Here is a 22,944-nt window from a genome sequence, read left to right as displayed (position 1 = left end):
CAGATGTTCAAGAATCGTGAATTTCTCGTCAAATCAGATTCGGTCTCCGTCTGACCGCTAGGCGCGGCCCCAGATCAAGGGCAATCTTGGCGAAAGTCGCGGGGGGAGACAGCCATGACGACGCTAGGTTCGCACGGATCACACGGTTCCCACGGCTCGCATGGGTCCCACGGTTCCCACGGCTCGCATGGGTCTCATGGCTCGCACGGTTCGCATGGCTCGCACGGTTCGCACGGCAGTGGCGACTCTCCGCTGATGGCCTCGGCACTGGCGCTGACGGCCGAGGGGCTGATGGGTTACTGGGACGGCTCGGTTCCGGTGCCTGCCGACTCGCGCGCCGACGACCTGACCCGGCTGATGCGGCTGGACCCGTTCCCGCGTGCCGTGGTGCTGGCGCAAGAGGGTGGCCGGCTGTTCTCGGTGGTGCCGAAGGCGGCGGCCCACGTGCTGCGGGGCGAGGATGAGCTGCTGACTCTGCAACGGCCTGGCCCGCAGAAGATTGCAGAGCAGATGGCCGAGGTTCGCACGGCAATGGACCTGCGGGCCGACCGGCTGCCCGAAATCCTCGCCCAGCAAGGCGATCTCTTGCGGTTCTTCGCCGCCCAGCAGCCGCTGGGGTTCGATCGCAAGCGCATGAGCAACGGGCTGATCGCAGCGATGCATGACACGGTGGTGGCGCAGGAACAGCGGATCAAGCATTTCTGCTCGGTCTTGCGGCCTTGCGACCTGTCGCCGCAAATCCAGCCGGTGATCGCCACGCCGGGGCATTCGGCCTATCCGTCCGGCCATGCCACCGAAGCCTTTGCCCTGGCCACGCTGATCGCGGCGCTGCGGCTTTCCGGGCAGGGCACGCCGGACGCGGGGTTGGTCGACGCCCTGCTGACCCACCTGACCCCGGTGGCCGAGGCGGCCCCCGACGTGGACGCGACGGTGCTGCTGTATCGCCTGGCGGCGCGGATCGCCGACAACCGCACGGTGGCGGGGCTGCATTTTCCGGTGGACAGCGCGCATGGGGCGCTGCTGGGCCTGTCGCTGGGCCTGGGCTTCGTGGCGCATTGCCTGGGCGGTGGCGGCACCTTCCCGGTGCCCGAGTTTTCTGCCCGCGGCGACGACTGGCAGGGCGATTTCACCCTGGCCAAGTGGTGCGCCCACCTGGGCCTGGGAACCGGCACCGGCTGGAAGCGCGACAGCGGCACGGTGGCGGCGGCGCAGGACTGGTCGGTCCTGCCGCAGCTTTGGCGGGCTGCGGTGACCGAATGGGGACCCGGCCCGGCGGCCTGAGGCCGCAGGCGCGTCAGGTCCCGGCCAGAACCCCGGCGCCAAGCTGCGGATCGACAGGCGGCGACGCGGCCGGGGCCGGGCCCAACAGCGCCGCGCGTTCGGCGGCGGGGGTTCGGCGGCCCTGGGGCACGGTCCGGAAATAGTCCAGCAGCCGCCGCGCCACCGCTGGCGCCGCCATCGAACTGCCAGCCAGCCGGGCCTGGCTGCCGGTCAGCGTGCCTGCCGCGCGAACCCCGGTCAGCACCGCTCCGTCGTCGCCACGCGCCGCCAGAGCCGGCCCGAGGGATTCGCCGGGCCGGCGCAACTGCACCACACCTTCGGCCGCATAGAGCGACGGCCGCGACGCTGCCGGCTGACCAGGAACCGGCCGAGCGGCCCCGACCAGCACCACGCCCGGATCATCCGCTCCGCCAAAGGCGACATGGGTGCCTTCCCGCGTGACCGGGCAATCCGCTCCGCCGCTGCCGGCCCGCGGTGCGGTGTAGCTGTGCGACTGCGCTTCCCAGACCCAGCCTTCGGGATGGTCCAGCCAGCTTTGCCGGCCGAAAGGTGGGTGGCCGAAGGGCGTATCGTCGCGCTGCACCTTGGCCGTCAGAAGCACCGGCTCGTTTTCGGTCGTGGCGATGTCCACCTGCCAGCGCCCCGGCGGCGCCACCGCAAGCCCGCCAAAGGCGACCGTGGGCGCCAGCGCCAGATGCAGCAGAAGCTGGCCGCTGGCCTCTGGCACCGCCTGCACGGCGGCAAGTGGCCCATGCGGTGTGTCCAGCCGCCAGCCCTGACCCGAAACACCGGGCCAGTCGATTGTCAGCGGGGGCCGCCCGGCGGCGGGTGGCGGCGTCAGCCGCAGCCGCAGGCCGCGCGCCAGGGTGCTTTCGACCCGCAGTTCCAGAAAGCTCGAGGTCCGGTCGTCCGGCAGCACTCGCCAATCCAGCCGCAGCGGGCGGTCGATTCGCAACTCGGCCCGCGCCACCAGCCGCGACAGCCGGGCATTGCCATAGGCGCCGGTCACCCGCACCTCGGCCCCCGGTGCCAGCCGGGCGTGGCGGGAAACCTCATAGGCCAGCCATTCGGCCAGGAACTCGCTGGCATCGCCCGGTCCGCCCAGAGACCCCAGCGACAGGTTCACCACCAGCGGCGGCACGGCGATTCCGTCCGACTGCCGCAAGAGCTCGGCCAGGCACCAGCGCAGACCCTGCACCAGATGCGCCGCCATCCGCCGTCCGGCGGATTCGCGGATCGAGGCCGGCGGCAACTGCACCGCCAGAATCGGCACCGCGGCCATCGGCTCGGCAAAGCGCGCCCCGGCGGCCAGGTCCAGCACATGGGTGCCGTGGGTGACCCGGCGATCGGTCGCCGCCCGCTCGGTCCGCGGGTATAGCGCGCGGTTGGCCTGGCGGTAGAGATCGGCCTCGGGCAGGCCCGAGGCAAGCTGGGCGTCGATCTCGGCCGCGGTCAGCACCCGCCCCATCCGGATATCACGAGACGGCGCCAGCGGACCCTGCGCCCGACGCTCGGCGGCCTGCAGCCAGACGCCCAGCACGCGAGTCCGGTCCAGGCCGGCACGAAAGCGGACATTCAGATAGCCGATGCCGTCGTCGAGGATGGCCAGCACGGGCACGGCGGGGTCAAGCCGGCCCCGGGTGGCGCAAAGATCGCAGGGGGCGAAGCGGGCCATCGGCTCGGCCGGAACAAAGCCCGGCCCGGCCGCCAGCACCACCCAGGCCGCGGGCAGCCGGTCCAGGTCGGACCTTGCCACAAAGGCGACGAAACGCACCTCGTGCGGCCAGCCGGGGCCGGCGTGCAGGCGCTCGGTCTCCAGCAGGTCGCGTTCATGCGCCGCGAAATCGACGAAGGGCAGGGTCAGGGCCTGAGCCAGCGCGGCGACAAGATCGGTGCCATCGCCCGGATCGACCAGCCGCACGAACAGCGGCACCCGGCGCGGTGGTCCACCCTCGGCCGCCTCGACCGCGGCCTCCCAGTCGGCATAGGGACCAAGGCCCGAGTAAGACGTCGCCGCTGTCCAGTGCAAATCCATCGGGTCCCCGTGCAAATCCTGCGGAAGGAAATTGCACGCATGCTGCCACATGCCGGCAGCAGGGGAAGGCGGAACCTGCACCGCCGCCTGGCTTTAACGCCGATTTCACGCCCGGACCGCCCCCAGGCCGGTTGTCGCGTGCAAGCGCGCGACGCAGGCAAGAAAAACGGCCCGCAACCGCGCTCGCGCGGGCGCTCCGCCGTGTGATCGCCGGTTCAGTCCCGCCGCACGCTGGCCGTGACGTAGTTCACCGACAGGTCGCGGTCCGACAGACTCCAACGCCAGCTGACCGGGTTGAACACCATGCCCTTGCGGTCCACCGGGTCCAGCCCGGCGCCGCGGATCAAGTCGTGCAATTCGTCCGGGGTGATGAACTTCTTCCAGTCGTGCGTGCCCTTGGGCAGCCAGCGCATGACATATTCCGCCCCGACGATGGCCATGGCAAAGCTCTTCGTGTTGCGGTTCAGGGTCGAGCAGACCATCAGCCCGCCGGGTTTCAGCAGGTCATGGCAGGCGGTCAGATAGCGCAGCGGCTCGGAGACATGCTCGACCACCTCCATGTTCAGCACCACGTCGAAACGCTCGCCCGCAGCGGCCAGGTCTTCGGCGGTGGTGTGGCGGTAGTCGATCTCCAGCCCGGACTGCGCGGCATGGACCTGCGCGACGGGGATGTTGCGCGCAGCGGCATCGGCGCCCACGACGGTTGCCCCCAGCCGCGCCATCGGTTCCGATAGCAATCCCCCGCCGCAGCCGATGTCCAACAGCCGCAGCCCGGCGAACGGGCGCTGCGTCGTCAGGTCGCGGCGGAACTCGGCGGCGATCTGGCGGGTGATATAGTCCAGCCGGCAAGGGTTCATGGCGTGCAACGGCTTGAACTTGCCGTTCGGATCCCACCATTCGGCAGCCATCGCCTCGAACTTGGCGACTTCGGCGGCGTCCACGGTGCCCTGCGGCGCCGTCCCGGTCTTCACTTCCTTGGCCATGCCTTTAGACATTGGTTTCGACTCCGTCAGCCTGCGGCGTTATATAGAACGCGATGGACCACAGATCAGGCCAAAGACGCGCTTACGACATGCTTTATCCGCCGATCGACCCGTTCGATCAGCGGATGATCGACGTCGGCGACGGCCATCGCGTCTATGTCGAACAATGCGGCCACCCGCAAGGCGAACCGGTGATCCTGTTCCATGGCGGCCCCGGCGGCGGCTGCAGCCCGGCGATGCGGCGCTACTTCGACCCGGACCACTACCGGGTGATCCTGTTCGACCAGCGTGGCTGCGGTCGCTCTCGCCCGCATGCCAGCGTGGCGAACAACACCACCTGGCACCTGGTCGCCGACATCGAACAGATCCGCAAACTGTTCGGCATCGAGAGGTTCATCGCCTTCGGCGGCAGCTGGGGCGCCACCCTGGCGCTGATCTACGCGCTGACCCACCCCGACCGCGTCCGCCACCTGGTGCTGCGCGGCATCTTCCTGATGACGCGAAGAGAGCTGGACTGGTTCTATGGCGGCGGTGCTGGGGCCTTCTTCCCGGAAATCTGGAACCGCTTCGTCAACGCCATCGCGCCGGACGAACGCGGCGACCTGATCCGCGCCTATCACCGCCGGCTGTTCTCGGGCAACCTGATCGAGGAAACCCGTTTCGGCCGGCTCTGGGCGCATTGGGAAAACGCGCTGGCCTCGATCCACCATGACGGCCATGTCGGCGAAAGCCCGGCCGAATACGCCCGCGCCTTTGCCCGGCTTGAGAACCACTACTTCCAGAACGGCGGCTTTCTGCAATGCGACGGCTGGATCCTGCGCGAACGCAAGCGCATCCAGCACATCTCGGCCACGGTGATCCAGGGCCGGTACGATATGGTCTGCCCGCCGGTCTCGGCCTGGAAGCTGGCCGAGGGCTGGGACCATTGCCAGATCCGCATGGTGCCGATGGCCGGCCACGCCTTGTCGGAACCCGGCATCAGCGAGGGGCTGGTGCGCGCCATGGACGGCCTGCGGGGCTGAGGCAGCTGCCTCAGCCGGCTTTGCCCAGCACGTCGTCCTGATGCTCTCCCAAACGCGGCGCGGCGCGGCCCAGCGCCAGGTCGGCCCCCGAAAACGTCATCGGGCTGCGCACGCCGGGCACGCCGTCGGCCGTGATCTGCATGCCGCGCGCCACCACCTGCGGGTCGGCGAAGACGCCGGCCATGTCATTGATCGGGCCGGCGGGCACGCCCTCGGCTTCGCAGGCGGCCAGCAGGTCGGCCATCGCCCAGCCCTTGGTGGCTGCAGTGATCCGCGCGGTCATCCCGGCCCGGTGGGCGATGCGGTCGGCGTTGGTCAGGAATTCGGGCGCCTCGGCCATGTCGGACAGGCCCAGAACGCCGCACAGCTTGCGGTACTGGCTGTCGTTGCCGGTGGCCAGGATCACCCAGCCATCGGCGCAGTCGAACACGGCATAGGGCGCCAGGTTGGGATGGGCATTGCCCATCTTCTTCGGCGCAACCCCGGTGGCAAGGTAGTTCATCGCCTGGTTGGCCATGATGCTGGTGGCCACATCCATCAGCGCCATGTCGATGTGCTGGCCCTGCCCGGTGCGGCCGAGTTGCACGATCGCGGCCAGGATCGCCGTGGCGGCGTAGATGCCGGTGAAGACATCGGTGACCGCGACACCCACCTTCTGCGGCTGGCCTTCCGCCTCACCCGTGACGCTCATCAACCCGGCCATGCCCTGGATGATGAAGTCATACCCCGCGCGGTGCGCATAGGGCCCGTCCTGGCCGAAGCCGGTGATGGAACAGTAGATCAGCCGGGGGTTCACCTTGCGCAAGGACTCCCAGTCCAGCCCGTATTTCGCCAGACCGCCGACCTTGAAGTTTTCGATCACCACGTCGGCATCCGCCACCAGGCGGCGGACAACCTCTTGCCCCTCTGGCGTGCGGAAATCGCAGGTGATGCCCTTCTTGCCACGGTTGCAGCTGTGGAAATAGGCGGCCGACCGGTCGGTGCTGCCGTCTGGGTTCGGGCGCTCGATGAAGGGCGGCCCCCAGCGGCGGGTGTCGTCGCCTTCGGGCGCCTCGACCTTGATCACCTCGGCGCCGAGGTCGGCCAGGGTCTGCCCGGCCCAGGGGCCGGCCAGGATCCGCGCCAGTTCGATGACGCGGATCCCTTCCAGCGGGGCGGTCATGGATCAGCCCGCCAGCAAGGGATCGAGGATCGCCTTCAGCTCGTCATAGGACATGTTCGGGTGCTTTTCGCCGTTGATCATCAACGACGGCGTGCCTTCGATGCCGTCGGCCTTCATGTTGGTCTCGAACCGCTTGACCATGGCGTCCACCATGGCCGCATCGGACAAGCAGACGTCCAGCTGTTCGTTGGTCAGCCCCGCCGCAATGCCAAAGGTGCGCAGGCTGGCGATCACCACGTTCGGGTCTTGCGAGGCGGCCCATTCGGCCTGCTGGCTGAAGATCATGTCGCTGATGCCGAAATAACGCAGGTCGCCGCCGCAGCGGGCCACCAGCGCGGCCCACAGGCCGTAGCGGTCGAAATAGACCTCGCGCAAGGTGAAGTATACCTTGCCGGTGTCGATGTATGCGGCCTTGAGCGGCTTGAAGACGGTTTCGTGGAAATGCGCGCAGTGGCCGCAGGTGTAGCTGGCGTATTCCACGATCTTGACCGGCGCGACGGGATCGCCCAACGAGAAATCCTTGACGTCCGGCACGACCGCCGACCCGGTGGCGGGGTCCGCGGTGGTGGTCTCTTGCGCCCAGGCCGGCAGTCCGGCAGCGGCGGCGGCCAGCGCCAGCAGCGCCCGTCGGTGAATCGTCGTCATCGCATGGTCCTCATTCAGCCTTCCGGCGAGTTAAGATGTTTTGCGCCAACCGTTCAAGGGCGGCACGCAGGTCCGGGTCGCCGACGCCTTCAGCGCTGGCCGAGGCAGCCGCGACCAGCGCAGGGTCGGGCAAGGGTGGGGTCGTGGGGGCCGGCACGAACTGCGCCTGGCCTTCGGCAAAGCCGCTGGCAGAGGTCTGTGTCAGCAACACGCGCGAAATCGCGTTGTAGCCGTAGACGGCGTTCACCTTGGCGCGGATCGCTTCCTTCTGCATCTCGACCATCGGCGCCGCGGCGCCCTGCACCAGCAGCGTCAGCGTGCCGCCCATGCCTTCGCGCCCGTGCCCCACCTTGACCGGGCGGGTGATGCGGGCCAGGTCGGCGCCCACCACCTCGGGCCAGTGGGTCACCAGGCGGGCGACGGCAAAGCCCCGCGCCTCGCCGGCGCGGCGCACCTGGCCCTGCATCAGCGCGAAGGCCGGCTCGAACCCGCGCATGCGGTGGTCGGGGCTGGGCGGTTTCGGGGCCGGGGTGCGGGCCATCTGGTCCTTGCCTTGTTCGTCGCTATCTTAGCGAAACGTCTTGGGCCTGCCACCGAATCCCAAGGCCCGGAGCATAAAGATTGCGTGACGCGCCCCAGACACCTGACCTGAGCGGCCTGCTGCTGCACTGGTATGACCGCCACGCCCGGGTGATGCCCTGGCGGGTGGGGCCGGCCGAGCGGGCGGCGGGGGTGCGGCCCGATCCCTATCGTGTCTGGCTGAGCGAGGTGATGCTGCAGCAGACCACCGTGGCCGCGGTGCGCGACTACTTTCGCCGGTTCACCGACCGCTGGCCGGACGTGGTCGCGCTGGCGGCCGCGCGGGATGCGGACGTGATGGCCGAATGGGCGGGCCTTGGCTACTACGCCCGCGCCCGCAACCTGCTGAAATGCGCCCGCGCCATCGCCGCGCTTGGCGGGTTCCCCGACAGCCGTGACGGCCTGCTGTCCCTGCCCGGCATCGGCCCCTACACCGCCGCCGCCGTGGCAGCCATCGCCTATGACGAAGCGGCCACCGTCGTGGATGGCAACGTCGAGCGGGTGGTGGCGCGGCTGTTTCTTGTCGAAACGCCGCTGCCGCAGGCCAAGCCGGAGTTGGTCCGTCTGGCCGCAACGCTGACGCCACAGGACCGCCCTGGCGACCATGCCCAGGCGATGATGGACCTGGGTGCCACGATCTGCACGCCGAAATCACCGGCCTGCGGGATTTGCCCCTTGTCGCAGACCTGCCGCGCCCGCGCCGAAGGGTTGCAGGCCAGCCTGCCGCGCAAGACGCCGAAAGCCGCCAAGCCGGTGCGGCAGGGCACGGTCTGGGCCTTGCACACGCCGGAGGGCTGGGTGCTGGAACGGCGGCCGGACCGGGGCCTGCTGGGCGGCATGTGGGGCCTGCCCGGCGATGGCTGGGACGGCAGCCCCGGCGGCCCCGCCCCCGCCGATGCCGACTGGCAGGACGCGGGCGAGGTGCGCCACACCTTCACCCATTTCCACCTGATCCTGCGGGTGCAGGTGGCCACGGGCCAGCCGCCCTTGCGGCGCGGAGAAGCGGTGCCGCCCCCCGAGTTCAGCCCGGCCAGCCTGCCGACCGTCATGCGCAAGGCCTTTGACTTGGCCCGTGCGGCATTGCCGCCCGTTTGAGGTCGCGTCCCGCGCGCGTAGACTGCGCCCGGCAAGGAGGCCGCCGATGACCACTCTTTCGCCCGAAACCGTCGCCGAACCCCGCAGTGCCCTGCCGTATTTCCTGTCGTTCGGCACCATTCCCATTGCCCTGCTGGGCGCAGGACTGGGCGGCCTGTGGGTGCTGGCGTTGCCGGTCTATTGCTGGTGCCTGTTTCCCGCACTGGACGCGGTGCTGGGGCTGAACCTTGACGATGCCAGCCTGGACACCACCGACGATCAGCTGCGCCTGTATCGGCTGCTGACCATGGCCTGGTTCCCGCTGCAATTCACCATGCTGTGCTTCATGCTGTGGTATGTGCCGCAGGCGGCGCATCTGACGCTGGCCGGGAAGATCGGCCTGTTCTTCGGCATGGGGGTGATGACCGGCACCATCGGCCTGCCCTATGCGCATGAGTTGATGCACCAGAGCCCGCGGATCGAACGCTGGCTGGGCGATCTGTTGCTGGCCAGCGTGCTCTACTCCCACTTCCGAACCGAACACCTGCGGGTGCACCACCTGTACGTCGGCACCCCGCGTGATGCGGTGACGGCGCGCTACAATGAGGGCTTTCACCGGTTCTATCCGCGGGTGCTCCGCGATTGTCCGCGGTCGGCCTGGGCGGCGGAAAAGGCCATGCTGGCGCGGCGGAACCTGCCGGTCTGGCACTGGTCCAACCCGTTCTGGCGCTATGGTGCGCTGCAACTGGCGATGCTGGCGCTGGCCCTTTGGCTGGGTGGCTGGGCCGGGCTGGGGCTGTTCCTGCTGCAAGCCGGAGTGGCGGTCTGGCAGTTGGAACTGGCGAACTACGTCGAGCATTACGGGCTGACCCGCCGGCACAACGGCGAGGGGCGGTATGAACATGTGATGCCCCGGCACTCCTGGAACGCCGCGCACCGGGCGACGAACTGGCTCTTGATCAACCTGCAGCGCCATTCCGACCACCACTACAAGCCCGACCGCCGGTTCCCGCTGTTGCAGAACCACCCCGCGGACGAGGCGCCGCAACTGCCCTTCGGCTATCCGGTGATGACCTTCGCGGCGATGATCCCGCCCTTGTGGCGGCGGGTGATGAACCCGCGGGTTCGGGCCTGGCGCAAGCAGTTCTACCCCGACATCGCCGACTGGCACAGCTACAACAAGGCGCTGAACCCGCTGCCCCACGGGGCACCCTGAACGGGTGCCAAGGCGAAAAGGCCCCGCCATGACGCGCATGGCGGGGCAGGTGCATCCCGGGCGGTCCGGGGTGCAGGCGTAAGGAAGACCCCGTTGCCGGGGTCAGTTCGGGCGAGCGGCCTCTGCTTCCATCTCGGCCCGGATCTGCTGTCGAAGGATGTCGATCGGCACCATCTTGCCGTCGCGCTTGAAATGCCAGTAGGTCCAGCCGTTGCAGCTGGGCGCGCCTTCCATGGCGGCGCCGACCTGGTGGATCGAGCCGGTCATGTCCTTGCCGGCCAGCGTGCCATCGGCCCGCACCTTGACGACATGGCCGCGCAGGCCGACCAGTTCCTCGCCCGGGCGCAGCATGCCGCGTTCGACCACCTGGCCGAAAGGCACCCGCGGTTCCGACCGTTTCGAGCCGGTGATTTCCAGCGCGCTGGCGTCGAACTTGCGCACCCGGGCCAGGCGTTCGGCGGCGGCGCGGCGGTAGGCTACTTCGCGCTCGATCCCGATGAAATCGCGGCCCAGCATCTTGGCCACCGCGCCGGTGGTGCCGGTGCCGAAGAACGGGTCCAGCACCACGTCGCCGGGGTTGGTGGTGGCCAGCAGGATGCGGTGCAGCAACGCCTCGGGCTTTTGCGTCGGATGGGCCTTGTCGCCGTTTTCGTCCTTCAGCCGTTCGTGCCCGGTGCAGATCGGCAGCACCCAGTCGGACCGCATCTGGATGCCCTCGTTCAGGGCCTTCAGCGCCTCATAGTTGAAGGTGTATTTCGCGGCCTGGTCGCGGCTGGCCCAGATCAGCGTCTCATGCGCATTGGTCAGCCGCTTGCCCTTGAAGTTCGGCATCGGGTTCGACTTGCGCCAGACCACATCGTTCAAGAGCCAGAAGCCCTGGTTCTGCAACTCGGCGCCCAGGCGAAACACGTTGTGATAGCTGCCGATCACCCAGATCGCGCCATGCGGTTTCAGCAGGCGCTTGGCGGCCTTGAGCCAACGCCGGGTGAAGTCGTCATAGGCCTGGAACGACGAGAACTGGTCCCAGTGGTCATCGACCGCGTCGACGCGGCTCATGTCGGGGCGATGCAGCTCACCCTTCAGCTGAAGGTTGTAGGGCGGGTCGGCGAAGATCAGGTCGATGCTGCCTGCGGGCAGGCTGTCCATCACTTCGACACAGTCGCCCGCAAGGATATGGTTCAGCGGAAGGGTGACCTCCGCCGCAGTCTTTCGGATCGTCATGTTCTGCCTCTGCCCCCGGCATCTTGGTGTGCCGATCTTGGGCCACAGCATGAGTCAGACCTGATTCGCCGTCAAATTCTTTTTTGAATCAAGAGGTTAGAGAAATCGCTTGGCACAAGATGTTGTGGACGGGGGCAAACGAACGCCTATGCCAAGGGGTGACCCCAAAATCTAGAAGCGCCCGGAGATGGGCCTTTGTCGGGTAGCCGGCGTTCCTTTCCCAGCCGTACTGGGGGTGCTGTTGCGCCAAATCCACCATGATCCGGTCGCGCGCCACCTTGGCCACGATCGAGGCGGCGGCGATCGACAGGCAGCGCGCGTCGCCCTTGACCAGGGCCGTCGCGGGGCAGGTCAGGCCGCGCGGGATCAGGTTGCCGTCGATCAGGGCGAAATCGGCGGGCAGCGCGGCGACGGCCCGCTGCATGGCCAGGTGGCTGGCACGCAGGATGTTGAGGGCGTCGATCTCCTCGACCGAGGCATGGGCGATCGAGACCGCCGCGTTCTCGTGCAGCCAGGCCGCAAGCGTTTCCCTCGCGCGCGCGGGCAGGGTCTTGCTGTCGGCCAGGCCTTCGGGAATGCAGGCCGGGTCCAGCCGGACGGCGGCGGCGGTGACCGGGCCGGCCAGAGGGCCGCGGCCCACCTCGTCAACGCCGACGACGTAGGCGGCCCCGGCGGCAAGGCAATCGGCTTCCGCGCCGAAGTCGGCAACCGGCCGCATGGTCACGATGGCCGGATCGCCGCTGGCGGCAGCAGCGGCAGGTAAGACCCGTCCAATCCCAGGATGGTCTTTTCCAGCAACTTCGCCGCGGGCAGGACGGGCTGGTCCAGCCGGCGCACCAGAAACCAGTGCCGCTCCACCGGCAGGCCGGGGGCCGACAGCGTGACCAGACTGCCGTTGCGCAACTCGTCGGCCACCGTGTGCAGCGACAGGAACGAAATCCCCAGGCCCGCCATCACCGCCTGCTTGATCGTCTCGTTCGACCCCATCTCGACCACCGCGTGCGGCGCGCCTTCGACCAGCCGTTCGATGTAGCGCATCATAAGGATGCGGGTGCCCGACCCGCGCTCGCGCGCGATAAAGGTCTCGCCGGCGAAATCCCCGGCGCCCAGGCCGTTGATCCCGGCCAACTGATGGTCCGGCGGCGCGATCAGCCCGTGCGGATGCGGGCCGATGGGCCAGGCCTCGTTCGGCGGCGTCCGCGGCGGGCGGCCCATGATCGCCAGATCAAAATGCATCCGTTCCATGTCGGCCAGGATTTCCTCGCGGTTGCCGACCTGCAGGACGACCTCGATCTCGGGGTGCAGGGTGCGCAGGATCTTGACCAGGCGCGGGGCAAAGTACTTGGCGGTCGAGACCACGCCCAGGGTCACCCGACCGGCCCGGCCGTCGCGGAACGCCAGCACCTGCTGTACCGCCTGCTGAAGCGCGGCATCCATGCGCGCGGCGGCCGTCAGCATGACTTGCCCGGCCAGCGTGGGGCCGGTCCCCGACGCATCGCCGTGCCGATGAATCAGCGGCAGGCCCAGCGCCTCTTCCAGCGTCCGGATCTGGCTGTGAACGGCGGGGGTGGTCAGCCCCAGTTCGCGCCCCGCGGCGGTCATTGACCCGGTGCGAACGACAGAAGCCAGGGCGCGCAACTGGCGGAGCGAAACCAGATCGGCAGGGTTCATTAGATTTCCTTTAATCAGGACATAGGCGATTTAAATTCCGTTTCACCTCAAAGCAAGTATGTAAGTCACGCTAGACAGTCATCGGGGATAGATATGTCAACCCGTCCAGCACTACCCGACCAGCTTATTCCAGAAAACATGCGCCCGCTGATGCAAAGCATCGCCGAGGCGTCCATCGGCCTTGCCCGGCTGATTGCCCGCAACGGCATCGAGCACAAGCTTGGCGCCGAGGCCGACGCCACCAACGCCGGCGGCGATTCGCAAAAGGCGCTGGACGTCTGGGCGGACGAACATTTCGCCGCGGCGGTCCGCAAGGGCGGCGTGCGCTACTACGCCAGCGAGGAGCAGGATCACGTCGTGACCCTGGCCGAGACCGGCGACTGGGCACTGGCCATCGACCCGCTGGACGGATCGTCGAACATCGACACCAACGTGTCGATCGGCACCATCTTCTCGATCTTCCCGGCCGAGGCCACCGCCGACGCCAGCTTCCTGCGCCCGATGACCGAACAGGTCGGCGCGGGCTACGTGATCTACGGCCCGCAGACGGCGCTGGTGGTCACTCTGGGCCAGGGCGTGCAGCGCTATGCGCTTGACCTTGATCTGGGCGTCTTTGTCCTGGTCGAACCACAGGTGTCGATCCCGGCCGAATCGAACGAGTTCGCGGTGAACGCCTCGAACTACCGGCACTGGCCCAAGCCGATCCGCGCCTACGTCGATGACTGCGTGGCCGGCGTCGACGGGCCGCGCGGCAAGAACTTCAACATGCGCTGGATCGCCAGCCTGGTCGCCGAAGCGCACCGCATCTTTGCCCGCGGCGGGGTGTTCCTGTACCCGGCCGACGACCGCAAGGGGTATGAGCGCGGCCGCCTGCGGCTCTTGTACGAATGCGCGCCCATCGCCTTCCTCTGCGCCCAGGCCGGCGGCGGGGCGACGGACGGCACCGACCCGATCCTGTCGATGCGCTGCCAGACGTTGCACCAGCGCACGCCCTTCATATTCGGCACCAAGGCCAAAGTGGCCCGGATTGCCGCCTACCACGACATGCCTGAAATCGAGTCGGCCCTGTTCGGGCGGCGCGGCCTGTTCCGGAGCTGAGAGACCATGAGCAAGAAACACCCCATCATTTCCGTCACCGGATCGTCCGGCGCGGGCACCAGCACGGTCAAGCACACCTTCGACCAGATCTTCCGCCGCGAGGGCATCAAGGCGGTCACCATCGAAGGCGACGCCTTCCACAAGTACAACCGCGCCGACATGAAGGCCGAACTGACCCGCCGCGCGGCCTCGGGCGAGACCACCTTCTCGCACTTCAGCTATGAGGCGAACGAGCTGGGCGAGCTGGAGCGCGTCTTCCGCGAATACGGCGAGACCGGCAAGGGCCGCACGCGGACCTATGTCCACGATGAGGCCGAGGCGGCGAAGACCGGCGTCGCGCCGGGCCATTTCACCGACTGGGCGCCGTTCGACGACGGCTCGGACCTGTTGTTCTACGAAGGCCTGCACGGCAGTGTCGTCAACGACACGGTGAATCTGGTCAAACTGGCCGACCTGAAGATCGGCGTGGTGCCGGTCATCAACCTGGAGTGGATCCAGAAGATCCATCGCGACCGCGCCACCCGCGGCTATTCGACCGAGGCCGTGACCGACACCATCCTGCGCCGGATGCACGCCTATGTGCATTGCATCACCCCGCAGTTCACCCAGACCGACATCAACTTCCAGCGGGTGCCGGTGGTGGATACCTCGAACCCCTTCGTCGCGCGCTGGATTCCGACGCCGGACGAAAGCCTGATCGTGATCCGCTTCAAGAACCCTCGCGGCATTGACTTCCCCTACCTGGTGTCGATGATCGCCGGGTCCTGGATGACCCGGGCGAATTCCATCGTGATCCCGGGCAACAAGCAGGATCTGGCAATGCAGCTGATCCTGACGCCCCTGATCGAACGCCTCGTCCGCGAAGCCAAGCGCGCCTGACCTCTGGGAGAGACCCTTATGAACGCCCCCACCAAACCGGTGTCTGAAAAAGACATGGCCAATGCGATCCGCGCCCTGGCGATGGACGCGGTGCAAAAGGCGAACTCGGGCCACCCCGGCATGCCGATGGGCATGGCCGATGTGGCGACGGTTCTGTTCAACCGCTTCATCACCCTGGACCCGGCAGATCACCGCTGGCCCGACCGTGACCGCTTCGTGCTGTCGGCCGGTCACGGCTCGATGCTGATCTATGCGCTGAACCATCTGCTCGGCTATGCCGACATGCCGATGGAGCAATTGAGCAGCTTCCGGCAGATGGGCGCGCGCACCGCGGGCCACCCGGAATACGGCCATGCCCAGGGCATCGAGGTGACGACCGGCCCGCTGGGCCAGGGCATCGCCACCGCCGTCGGCCTGGCCCTGGCGGAACGCATGGCGGCGGCCCGTTTCCCGGGCCTGGTGGACCACTGGACCTATGTCATCGCCGGCGACGGCTGCCTGATGGAGGGCATCAGCCACGAGGCGGGCGACCTGGCCGGCCACCTGGGCCTGGGCCGGCTGATCGTGCTGTGGGACGACAACAAGATCACCATCGACGGCGATACCGCGCTTTCCACCTCGACCGACCAGAAGGCGCGCTTTGCGGCCTATGGCTGGCACGTGGGCGAATGCGATGCGCATGAACCGGAAAGCGTTGCCACGGCCATCGCGGCGGCCAAGGCCGACCCGCGGCCCAGCCTGATTGCCTGCCGGTCGATCATCGGCTTTGGCGCGCCGAACAAGCAGGGCAGCCATGACGTTCACGGCGCGCCCCTTGGGGCCGACGAGATCGCCGCGGCCCGGGCAAACCTGGGCTGGACCGATGCGCCCTTCGTGGTGCCTGACAGCATCCGTGCCGCCTGGGCCAAGGTCTCGGCCCGCGGCGCCGTTGCACGGGCTGACTGGCTGAAAACGCTGGCCGCCTCGCCCGACAAGGCGGCGTTCGAGGCCGCGCAGGCCGCCGACCCGGCCCCGCTGGCCCCAGCGATGGCCGCGCACAAGGCCAAGCTTCTGGCCGACAAGCCGAAGGTTGCCACCCGCAAGGCCAGCGAGATGGCTTTGGAAGTGGTGGCGGGTGCGCTCCCGTTTGTCGTCGGCGGCTCGGCCGACCTGACCGGGTCGAACCTGACCAAGGCCAAGTCGCAGCGGCCGGTGAAGCCGGGCGATTTCGGCGGTGCTTACATCCACTACGGCATCCGCGAACACGGCATGGCGGCGGCGATGAACGGCATCGCCCTGCACGGCGGGTTCCGCACCTATGGCGGCACCTTCCTGGTCTTTGCCGACTACTGCCGCCCGTCGATCCGCCTGGCCGCGCTGATGGGCGTGCCGGTGACCTATGTCATGACGCATGACAGCATCGGCCTGGGCGAAGACGGCCCGACCCACCAGCCGGTCGAGACCATCGCCAGCCTGCGCGCCATCCCGAACCTGACCGTCCTGCGCCCCGCCGACGCGGTGGAAACCGCCGAGGCCTGGGAGATTGCGCTGAACTCGACCTGCACGCCCACGCTTCTGGCGCTCAGCCGGCAGAACCTGCCGCTGGTGCGCACCGATGCCGGCGAGAACCTGACCGCGAAGGGCGCCTATGTCCTGCGCGAGGTGGCCAAGCGCGACGTGACGCTGATCGCTACCGGCTCGGAAATCGAGATCGCGCTGGCCGCGGCCGACATTCTGGCGGCCGAGGGCATTGCCGCTGCGGTGGTGTCCGCGCCGTCGTTCGAACTGTTCGCCGCTCAGCCGGCCGATTACCGAACGGCCGTTCTGGGCACCGCCCCCCGCGTCGGCATCGAGGCGGCAATCCGGCAGGGCTGGGACGCGGTGCTGCGTGAGGGCGACGCCTTCATCGGCATGACGGGCTTTGGCGCCTCGGCGCCCGCCCCGGCGCTGTACGCGCATTTCGGCATCACCAAAGAGGCCGCTGCGGAAGCGGCCCGCAAACTGACGGGAAAATGAGATGACTGTTAAGGTAGCCATCAACGGCTTTGGCCGGATCGGCCGCAACGTTCTGCGCGCGATCATCGAATCGGGCCGCACCGACATTGAGGTCGTGGCGATCAACGACCTGGGCCCGGTCGAGACCAACGCCCACCTCTTGCGCTTCGATTCTGTGCATGGCCGGTTCCCCGGCACCGTGACCACGGGCGAAGACTGGATCGACGCCGGCCGCGGCAAGATCAAGGTCACCGCGATCCGCAACCCGGAAGACCTGCCTTGGGCCAATGTCGACATTGCGATGGAATGCACCGGCATCTTCACCGCCCGCGACAAGGCCGCGCTGCACCTGAAGAACGGCTCGAAACGCGTTCTGATCAGCGCGCCGGGCGAAGGCGCGGACAAGACCATCGTCTATGGCGTGAACCACGGCACCCTGACCAAGGATGACCTGGTGGTGTCGAACGCAAGCTGCACGACCAACTGCCTGTCGCCGATGGCCAAGGCCATCCATGACGCGATCGGCATCGAGAAGGGGATGATGACCACCATCCACTCCTATACCGGCGACCAGCCGACGCTGGATACCATGCACAAGGACCTGTACCGCGCCCGCGCCGCGGCGCTGAGCATGATCCCCACCAGCACCGGCGCCGCCAAGGCCGTGGGCCTGGTGCTGCCCGACCTCAAGGGCAAGCTTGACGGCTTCGCCATCCGCGTTCCCACGCCGAACGTCAGCGTCGTGGACCTGAAGTTCATCGCCAAGCGCGCCACATCGGTCGCGGAAATCAACGCCGCCATCAAGGCCGCGGCCGATGGCCCGCTGAAGGGCATCCTGGGCTATACCACGTTGCCGAACGTCAGTTCGGATTTCAACCATGACCCGCATTCGTCGGTCTTCCACATGGACCAGACCAAGGTCATGGACGGCACCTTCTGCTCGGTCCTGTCCTGGTACGACAACGAATGGGGCTTCTCGAACCGCATGGCGGATACCGCCGTCGCGATGGGCAAACTGATCTGAGAAAGGCCGCGAAATGGCACTGATTACCCTGAGACAACTTCTGGACCACGCGGCCGAACACGGCTACGGCGTCCCCGCCTTCAACATCAACAACATGGAACAGGGTCTGGCGATCATGGAGGCCGCAAAGGCCACCGACGCGCCGGTCATCATCCAGGCCAGCCGCGGCGCCCGCAGCTATGCCAACGACATCATGCTGGCCAAGATGATCGAGGCGCTGGCGCAGATCTATCCGTCGATCCCGCTTTGCATGCACCAGGACCACGGCAACAGCGAAGCCACCTGCATGTCGGCCATCAAGCACGGTTTCACATCGGTCATGATGGACGGCAGCCTTGAGGCCGATGCCAAGACCCCGGCCAGCTACGACTACAACGTCGCGATCACCGAGCGCGTCAGCCGCATGGCGCATTGGGTCGGCGCCTCGGTCGAGGGCGAACTGGGCGTGCTGGGGTCGCTGGAAACCGGCCATGGCGAGGCCGAGGACGGCCACGGTGCCGAAGGCGTGCTGGACCACAGCCAGCTTCTGACCGACCCGGATCAGGCCGTGGACTTCGTCAGGAAGACGCAAGTCGACGCGCTGGCCATCGCCTGCGGCACCTCGCACGGCGCCTACAAGTTCAGCCGCAAGCCGACCGGCGACATCCTGGCGATGAGCGTGATCGAGGCGATCCACAAGAAGCTGCCGAACACCCACCTGGTGATGCACGGCTCTTCTTCCGTGCCGCAGGATCTGCAGGACATCATCAACGAATACGGCGGCGAGATGCCCCAGACCTTTGGCGTCCCGGTCGAGGAAATCGTCCGCGGCATCAAGATGGGCGTGCGCAAGGTCAACATCGACACCGATTGCCGGATGGCGATGACCGGCCAGTTCCGCAAGATCGCCACCCAGAACAAGGCCGAGTTCGACCCGCGCAAGTTCCTCAAGCCTGCGATGGACGCCATGCGCGACCTGTGCAAGCTGCGGCTCGAGGCTTTCGGCACGGCCGGAAATGCCAGCAAGATCAAGGTCATCTCGATGGACGAGATGGCCAAGCGTTACGCCAGCGGCGCCCTCAAGGCCGTGTGAGAGGAAAAGAGATGGACCAGTCGAACCGTTACGCCAGGCTTGACCTGAAGGAAGCCGACCTGATGGCCGGCGGCCGCCATGTGCTTGTCGCCTACATCATGAAGCCGAAGGCCGGCTACGGCTTTCTGGAAACCGCCGCGCACTTTGCCGCGGAAAGCAGCACCGGCACCAATGTCGAGGTTTCGACCACCGACGATTTCACCCGCGGGGTGGACGCGCTGGTCTATGAGATCGACGAAGCCTCGGGCCTGATGAAGATCGCCTACCCGGTGGAACTGTTCGACCACAACATCACCGACGGCCGGGCGATGATCTGCTCGTTCCTGACGCTGACCATCGGCAACAACCAGGGCATGGGCGATGTCGAATATGCCAAGATGCACGACTTCTGGCTGCCCCCGGTCTATCTGAACGCCTTCGACGGCCCGTCGACCACGATCAGCGACCTGTGGCGCGTGCTGGGGCGGCCGGCGGTGGATGGCGGCTTCATCGTCGGCACCATCATCAAGCCGAAGCTGGGCCTGCGGCCCAAGCCCTTTGCCGATGCCTGCTATGACTTCTGGCTGGGCGGCGACTTCATCAAGAACGACGAACCGCAGGGCAACCAGATCTTCGCACCGATGCGCGAGACGGTGAAACTGGTGCGCGACGCGATGTGCCGCGCCCAGGACACCACCGGCAAGGCCAAGCTGTTCTCGTTCAACATCACCGCGGACGACCCGTGGGAAATGGTCGCCCGTGGCGAATACATCCTTGAGGTCTTTGGCGAGAACGCCCGCCACGTCGCCTTCCTGGTCGATGGCTACGTCACCGGCCCGGCGGCGATCACCACCGCCCGCCGCCGCTTCCCCAGCCAGTACCTGCACTATCACCGTGCCGGCCACGGCGCCGTGACCTCGCCCCAGTCGATGCGCGGCTACACCGCCTTCGTGCTGTCGAAGATGGCCCGCCTGCAGGGCGCCAGCGGCATCCACACCGGCACCATGAGCTTCGGCAAGATGGAGGGCGAGGCGTCGGACAAGCTGATGGCCTTCATGATCACCGATGACGTCGCGACCGGCCCCTACTTCCGCCAGGAATGGAACGGCATGGCTCCGACCACGCCGATCATCTCGGGCGGGATGAACGCGCTGCGGATGCCGGGGTTCTTCAAGAACCTGGGCCATTCCAACCTGATCATGACGGCCGGCGGCGGGGCCTTCGGCCACATCGACGGCGCGGTTGCCGGGGCCACCTCGCTGCGGCAGGCCGAACAGTGCTGGAAGGCCGGCGCCGACCCGGTGGAATTCGCCAAGGACCACCGCGAATTCGCGCGGGCGTTCGAAAGCTTCCCGGGCGATGCCGACAAGATCTATCCCGGCTGGCGCGAAAAGCTGATGGTCGCCGCGTGACGCATCCCCCGGGCGCGTGCTAAACGCGCCCGGGACCGAATCCGAAGGAGACAGGCCATGTTCGACCGCAGCCTCAAGATCGCCCCGTCGATCCTTTCCGCCGACTTCGCCGATTTCGGCCGCGAGATCCGCGCGATCGAGGATCAGGGCGCCGACTGGGTGCATGTCGACGTGATGGACGGCCATTTCGTGCCGAACCTGACCTTCGGACCGCCCGCCGTTGCGGCCTTCCGCAAGCACGTCAAGACGGTGATGGACGTCCACCTGATGATTTCCCCGGTGGACCCCTACATCGACGCCTATGCCAAGGCCGGCGCCGACATCCTGACCGCGCATGTCGAGGCCGGGCCGCACGCCCACCGCACCATGCAGGCGATCCGCGCCGCCGGCATGAAGGCGGGCGTCGCCATCAATCCGGGCACCCCGGCCGAGGCGGTCGAGCACCTTCTGGACATGGTCGACCTGATCTGCGTGATGACGGTGAACCCCGGCTTCGGCGGGCAGAAATACATCGACATGACCGCCAAGGTCCGCAAGCTGCGGTCCATGATCGGTGACCGGCCGGTGCATATCGAGATTGACGGCGGGATGGATCCCACCACCGCGCCGCTGATGGTGGCGGCAGGGGCTGACGTGCTGGTCGCCGGCTCGGCGGTGTTCAAGGGCGGCTCCGTTTCGACCCCCGAGGTTTACGGCACCAACATGCGCGCCATCCGCGATGCGGTCTCTGCCGCCAAGGCCGCCTGATGGCCGTCGCGGCACCGGTCTGCGATTTCGGCTGGAAGGCGCCGGGGTTCCAGCTTCCCGGCACCGACGGCAAGCTGTGGCGGCTTGAGGACGTGGCGGGGCCGAAAGGCACCCTCATCGTCTTCATGTGCAACCATTGCCCCTATGTGAAGGCGATCCTTGACCGGCTGATCCGCGACGCCATCGAGTTGCGGGCGCATGGCATCGGCGTGGCGGCGATCAACTCGAACGACGCCGCGGCCTACCCGGAAGACAGCTTCGAGGGGATGAAGACCCTCACCCTGCCCTTCCCCTATCTGCATGACGAAACGCAGCAGGTCGCCCGCGCCTGGGGCGCCGCCTGCACGCCGGATTTCTTCGGCTTCAACGCGGCTGGCGAGCTGCAATACCGCGGCCGGCTGGATTCCAGCGGCAAGCAGGCCGCCCCCGACGCCCGTCGGGAACTGTTCGATGCCATGGTGCAGATCGCCACCACAGGGCAAGGCCCGCGGGACCAGGTGGCCGCCATGGGCTGCTCGATCAAGTGGAAGGCCGAATGACGGCGCTGATCTTCGATCTGGACGGCACGCTGATCGATTCCGCGCCGGCTATCCACTCGGTTTCCAATGCCGTCCTGACGGCGCGCGGCTACCCGGCGCTAAGCCTGGACGAGGTGCGCGGCTATGTCGGCAAGGGCGCGCCGCATCTGGTGCGATGCCTGCTGCAAAGCGTGGGCGAGAACCCGGACGGTCCGCTGTTCCAGCCGCTGCATGACGACCTGATCACCCGCTACGAGACCGAGGTCGAGGGCAATACCCTCTATCCCGGTGTGGTGCAGGCACTGGAGGCGCTGGCCGCCATGGGCTGTGCGCTGGCGATCACGACGAACAAGCCCTACCGCCCCGCGCTGGCCGCGATTGCCCATGTCGGCCTTGACCGGCTGTTTCCCGTGGTGATCGGCGGCGACAGCCTGCCCACCCGCAAGCCCGCGCCGGAAATGGTGCATGAGGCGCAACGCCTGCTGGGCCACGACCGCGCGCTGTATGTCGGCGACAGCGAGATCGACGCCGAGACGGCGGTGAACGCCGGCCTGCCGTTCCTGATCTATACCGAGGGCTATCGCAAGACCCCGCTGGATGCCCTGCCCCACGCGGCCAGCTTCAGCGATTTCAAGGCCCTGCCGGGGCTGGTGGAGCATTGGACATGGCCCTGAAGGCGCTGATCTTCGACGTCGACGGCACCCTGGCCGAAACGGAAGAGGCCCACCGTCAGGCCTTCAACGCCACCTTCGCGGCGCATGGGCTGGACTGGCACTGGAACCAGCAGGACTATGCAAGGCTCTTGAAGGTGACCGGCGGCAAGGAACGCATGGCGGCCCACCGGGCGGCGGTCGGGCATGGCCCCGACGACGCCACCATCGCCGCGATGCACAAGGAAAAGACCGCGGCCTATGGTGACATCCTCGCCCGCGGCGGGTTGCAGGCCCGCCCGGGCGTGCTGCGCCTGATCGAAGAGGCGCGGGCGGCGGGCCTGCTGTTGGCAATCGCCACCACCACCTCGCCCGGCAATGTCGAGGCGCTGGCGGCCTGTCTCTGGGGCAAGCCTGCCGGGCAGGTCTTCGACGTGATCGCGGCGGGCGATGTGGTCAAGGCCAAGAAGCCGGCGCCCGACATCTATCTGTTCGCGCTGGAACACCTGGCCCTGCCCGCCGCGCAGGCGCTGGCCTTCGAGGACACCTGGAACGGCCTGCACTCCGCCAAGGGCGCAGGGCTGAAGGTGGTCGCTACGCCCTCGGTCTATTCGGCAGGGGAAGACTTCGCCGCCGCCCACCGGGTTCTGCCCGACCTGGGCTGCTTCCGGCTGGTGGACGCCCTGGCGCTGGCCTGACCCC

Annotated in this window: 22 protein-coding genes and 1 pseudogene; 15 read left to right on the top strand and 8 right to left on the bottom strand. The window is 67.6% G+C overall.

Annotated elements, in window-relative coordinates; genetic code table 11:
• Positions 1 to 114 precede the first annotated feature (114 nt).
• Positions 115 to 228, top strand: a pseudogene (locus LHP98_RS19685) (hypothetical protein); the annotation flags it as partial.
• Between the two features lie 27 nt (positions 229 to 255).
• Positions 256 to 1,281, top strand: coding sequence for a phosphatase PAP2 family protein (locus LHP98_RS06695; RefSeq protein WP_227252071.1), 1,026 nt, complete (start codon positions 256 to 258; stop codon positions 1,279 to 1,281).
• A gap of 13 nt (positions 1,282 to 1,294) precedes the next feature.
• Here the strand turns inward: LHP98_RS06695 and LHP98_RS06690 are convergent, their stop codons facing one another.
• Positions 1,295 to 3,316: a hypothetical protein gene (locus LHP98_RS06690; RefSeq protein ID WP_227251752.1), complete on the bottom strand. Its 2,022-nt coding sequence runs from the start codon at positions 3,314 to 3,316 to the stop codon at positions 1,295 to 1,297.
• A 215-nt stretch (positions 3,317 to 3,531) separates the two neighbouring features.
• A complete protein-coding gene (ubiG, locus tag LHP98_RS06685) occupies positions 3,532 to 4,311 on the bottom strand; it encodes a bifunctional 2-polyprenyl-6-hydroxyphenol methylase/3-demethylubiquinol 3-O-methyltransferase UbiG (protein ID WP_227251751.1) in 780 nt (259 codons plus the stop codon).
• Between the two features lie 41 nt (positions 4,312 to 4,352).
• Between ubiG and pip the strand changes: the two genes are divergently transcribed.
• Positions 4,353 to 5,321 carry a prolyl aminopeptidase gene (gene pip / locus LHP98_RS06680; protein ID WP_227251750.1) on the top strand — a complete coding sequence of 323 codons (969 nt, stop codon included), beginning with the start codon at positions 4,353 to 4,355 and terminating at the stop codon, positions 5,319 to 5,321.
• Positions 5,322 to 5,331: 10 nt separating this feature from the next.
• Here pip and LHP98_RS06675 read toward each other — a convergent pair whose 3' ends face one another.
• From LHP98_RS06675 to LHP98_RS06665, 3 genes are read right to left on the bottom strand one after another with little or no spacing between them, the layout of a single operon-like run.
• Entirely contained in the window at positions 5,332 to 6,483 is a 1,152-nt protein-coding gene (locus LHP98_RS06675; protein WP_227251749.1) for a CaiB/BaiF CoA transferase family protein, read from the bottom strand.
• A 3-nt stretch (positions 6,484 to 6,486) separates the two neighbouring features.
• A complete protein-coding gene (locus LHP98_RS06670; RefSeq protein ID WP_227251748.1) occupies positions 6,487 to 7,128 on the bottom strand; it encodes a DsbA family protein in 642 nt (213 codons plus the stop codon).
• Between the two features lie 10 nt (positions 7,129 to 7,138).
• The gene (locus LHP98_RS06665) at positions 7,139 to 7,669 is read right to left on the bottom strand and encodes a DUF721 domain-containing protein (RefSeq protein WP_227251747.1); all 531 of its coding nucleotides are present in this window, start codon (positions 7,667 to 7,669) and stop codon (positions 7,139 to 7,141) included.
• 80 nt (positions 7,670 to 7,749) lie between these two features.
• On the opposite strand from LHP98_RS06665, the gene LHP98_RS06660 reads away from it, so the two are divergent.
• Together LHP98_RS06660 and LHP98_RS06655 are read left to right on the top strand one after the other, a co-directional pair.
• The gene (locus LHP98_RS06660; RefSeq protein ID WP_227251746.1) at positions 7,750 to 8,802 is read left to right on the top strand and encodes an A/G-specific adenine glycosylase; all 1,053 of its coding nucleotides are present in this window, start codon (positions 7,750 to 7,752) and stop codon (positions 8,800 to 8,802) included.
• A 46-nt stretch (positions 8,803 to 8,848) separates the two neighbouring features.
• Positions 8,849 to 9,997 carry an alkane 1-monooxygenase gene (locus tag LHP98_RS06655; protein ID WP_227251745.1) on the top strand — a complete coding sequence of 383 codons (1,149 nt, stop codon included), beginning with the start codon at positions 8,849 to 8,851 and terminating at the stop codon, positions 9,995 to 9,997.
• A gap of 102 nt (positions 9,998 to 10,099) precedes the next feature.
• Here LHP98_RS06655 and LHP98_RS06650 read toward each other — a convergent pair whose 3' ends face one another.
• The 3 genes from LHP98_RS06650 to LHP98_RS06640 all read right to left on the bottom strand — a co-directional run bounded on the left by LHP98_RS06650 (position 10,100) and on the right by LHP98_RS06640 (position 12,889).
• On the bottom strand, positions 10,100 to 11,218 hold the full coding sequence (locus LHP98_RS06650) for a site-specific DNA-methyltransferase (RefSeq protein WP_227251744.1): 1,119 nt from the start codon (positions 11,216 to 11,218) through the stop codon (positions 10,100 to 10,102).
• Between the two features lie 88 nt (positions 11,219 to 11,306).
• The gene (locus LHP98_RS06645; protein WP_227251743.1) at positions 11,307 to 11,936 is read right to left on the bottom strand and encodes a ribonuclease HII; all 630 of its coding nucleotides are present in this window, start codon (positions 11,934 to 11,936) and stop codon (positions 11,307 to 11,309) included.
• A gap of 2 nt (positions 11,937 to 11,938) precedes the next feature.
• Positions 11,939 to 12,889 (bottom strand): LysR family transcriptional regulator, encoded by a 951-nt coding sequence (locus tag LHP98_RS06640; RefSeq protein ID WP_227251742.1) that lies wholly within the window; start codon positions 12,887 to 12,889, stop codon positions 11,939 to 11,941.
• Between the two features lie 93 nt (positions 12,890 to 12,982).
• Between LHP98_RS06640 and LHP98_RS06635 the strand changes: the two genes are divergently transcribed.
• The 10 genes from LHP98_RS06635 to LHP98_RS06590 are packed head-to-tail and all read left to right on the top strand — an operon-like array spanning position 12,983 to position 22,940.
• A complete protein-coding gene (locus tag LHP98_RS06635) occupies positions 12,983 to 13,987 on the top strand; it encodes a class 1 fructose-bisphosphatase (protein ID WP_413687528.1) in 1,005 nt (334 codons plus the stop codon).
• 6 nt (positions 13,988 to 13,993) lie between these two features.
• Positions 13,994 to 14,866, top strand: coding sequence for a phosphoribulokinase (locus tag LHP98_RS06630; RefSeq protein WP_227251740.1), 873 nt, complete (start codon positions 13,994 to 13,996; stop codon positions 14,864 to 14,866).
• 18 nt (positions 14,867 to 14,884) lie between these two features.
• On the top strand, positions 14,885 to 16,861 hold the full coding sequence (gene tkt, locus LHP98_RS06625; protein WP_227251739.1) for a transketolase: 1,977 nt from the start codon (positions 14,885 to 14,887) through the stop codon (positions 16,859 to 16,861).
• A gap of 1 nt (position 16,862) precedes the next feature.
• Positions 16,863 to 17,864 (top strand): type I glyceraldehyde-3-phosphate dehydrogenase, encoded by a 1,002-nt coding sequence (gap, locus tag LHP98_RS06620; protein ID WP_227251738.1) that lies wholly within the window; start codon positions 16,863 to 16,865, stop codon positions 17,862 to 17,864.
• A gap of 13 nt (positions 17,865 to 17,877) precedes the next feature.
• Positions 17,878 to 18,936 (top strand): class II fructose-bisphosphate aldolase, encoded by a 1,059-nt coding sequence (gene fba, locus LHP98_RS06615; protein WP_227251737.1) that lies wholly within the window; start codon positions 17,878 to 17,880, stop codon positions 18,934 to 18,936.
• An 11-nt stretch (positions 18,937 to 18,947) separates the two neighbouring features.
• Positions 18,948 to 20,327 carry a ribulose-bisphosphate carboxylase gene (locus LHP98_RS06610; RefSeq protein WP_227251736.1) on the top strand — a complete coding sequence of 460 codons (1,380 nt, stop codon included), beginning with the start codon at positions 18,948 to 18,950 and terminating at the stop codon, positions 20,325 to 20,327.
• Between the two features lie 57 nt (positions 20,328 to 20,384).
• Positions 20,385 to 21,074: a ribulose-phosphate 3-epimerase gene (gene rpe, locus LHP98_RS06605; protein WP_227251735.1), complete on the top strand. Its 690-nt coding sequence runs from the start codon at positions 20,385 to 20,387 to the stop codon at positions 21,072 to 21,074.
• The gene (locus LHP98_RS06600; RefSeq protein ID WP_227251734.1) at positions 21,074 to 21,613 is read left to right on the top strand and encodes a thioredoxin family protein; all 540 of its coding nucleotides are present in this window, start codon (positions 21,074 to 21,076) and stop codon (positions 21,611 to 21,613) included. The genes rpe and LHP98_RS06600 overlap by 1 nt, the downstream gene beginning before the upstream one ends.
• Positions 21,610 to 22,266, top strand: a complete 657-nt coding sequence (locus LHP98_RS06595; RefSeq protein WP_227251733.1) for a phosphoglycolate phosphatase — start codon at positions 21,610 to 21,612, stop codon at positions 22,264 to 22,266. Before LHP98_RS06600 ends, LHP98_RS06595 begins: the two co-directional genes overlap by 4 nt.
• Positions 22,257 to 22,940 (top strand): HAD-IA family hydrolase, encoded by a 684-nt coding sequence (locus LHP98_RS06590; protein WP_227251732.1) that lies wholly within the window; start codon positions 22,257 to 22,259, stop codon positions 22,938 to 22,940. Before LHP98_RS06595 ends, LHP98_RS06590 begins: the two co-directional genes overlap by 10 nt.
• Positions 22,941 to 22,944 lie beyond the last annotated feature (4 nt).

It is taken from the genome of Rhodobacter sp. Har01 (assembly GCF_020564565.1).
GTDB lineage: Bacteria > Pseudomonadota > Alphaproteobacteria > Rhodobacterales > Rhodobacteraceae > Pseudogemmobacter.
Note: the sequence above shows the minus strand (reverse complement) of the source record. Positions and strands in the feature narration are given on the sequence as shown.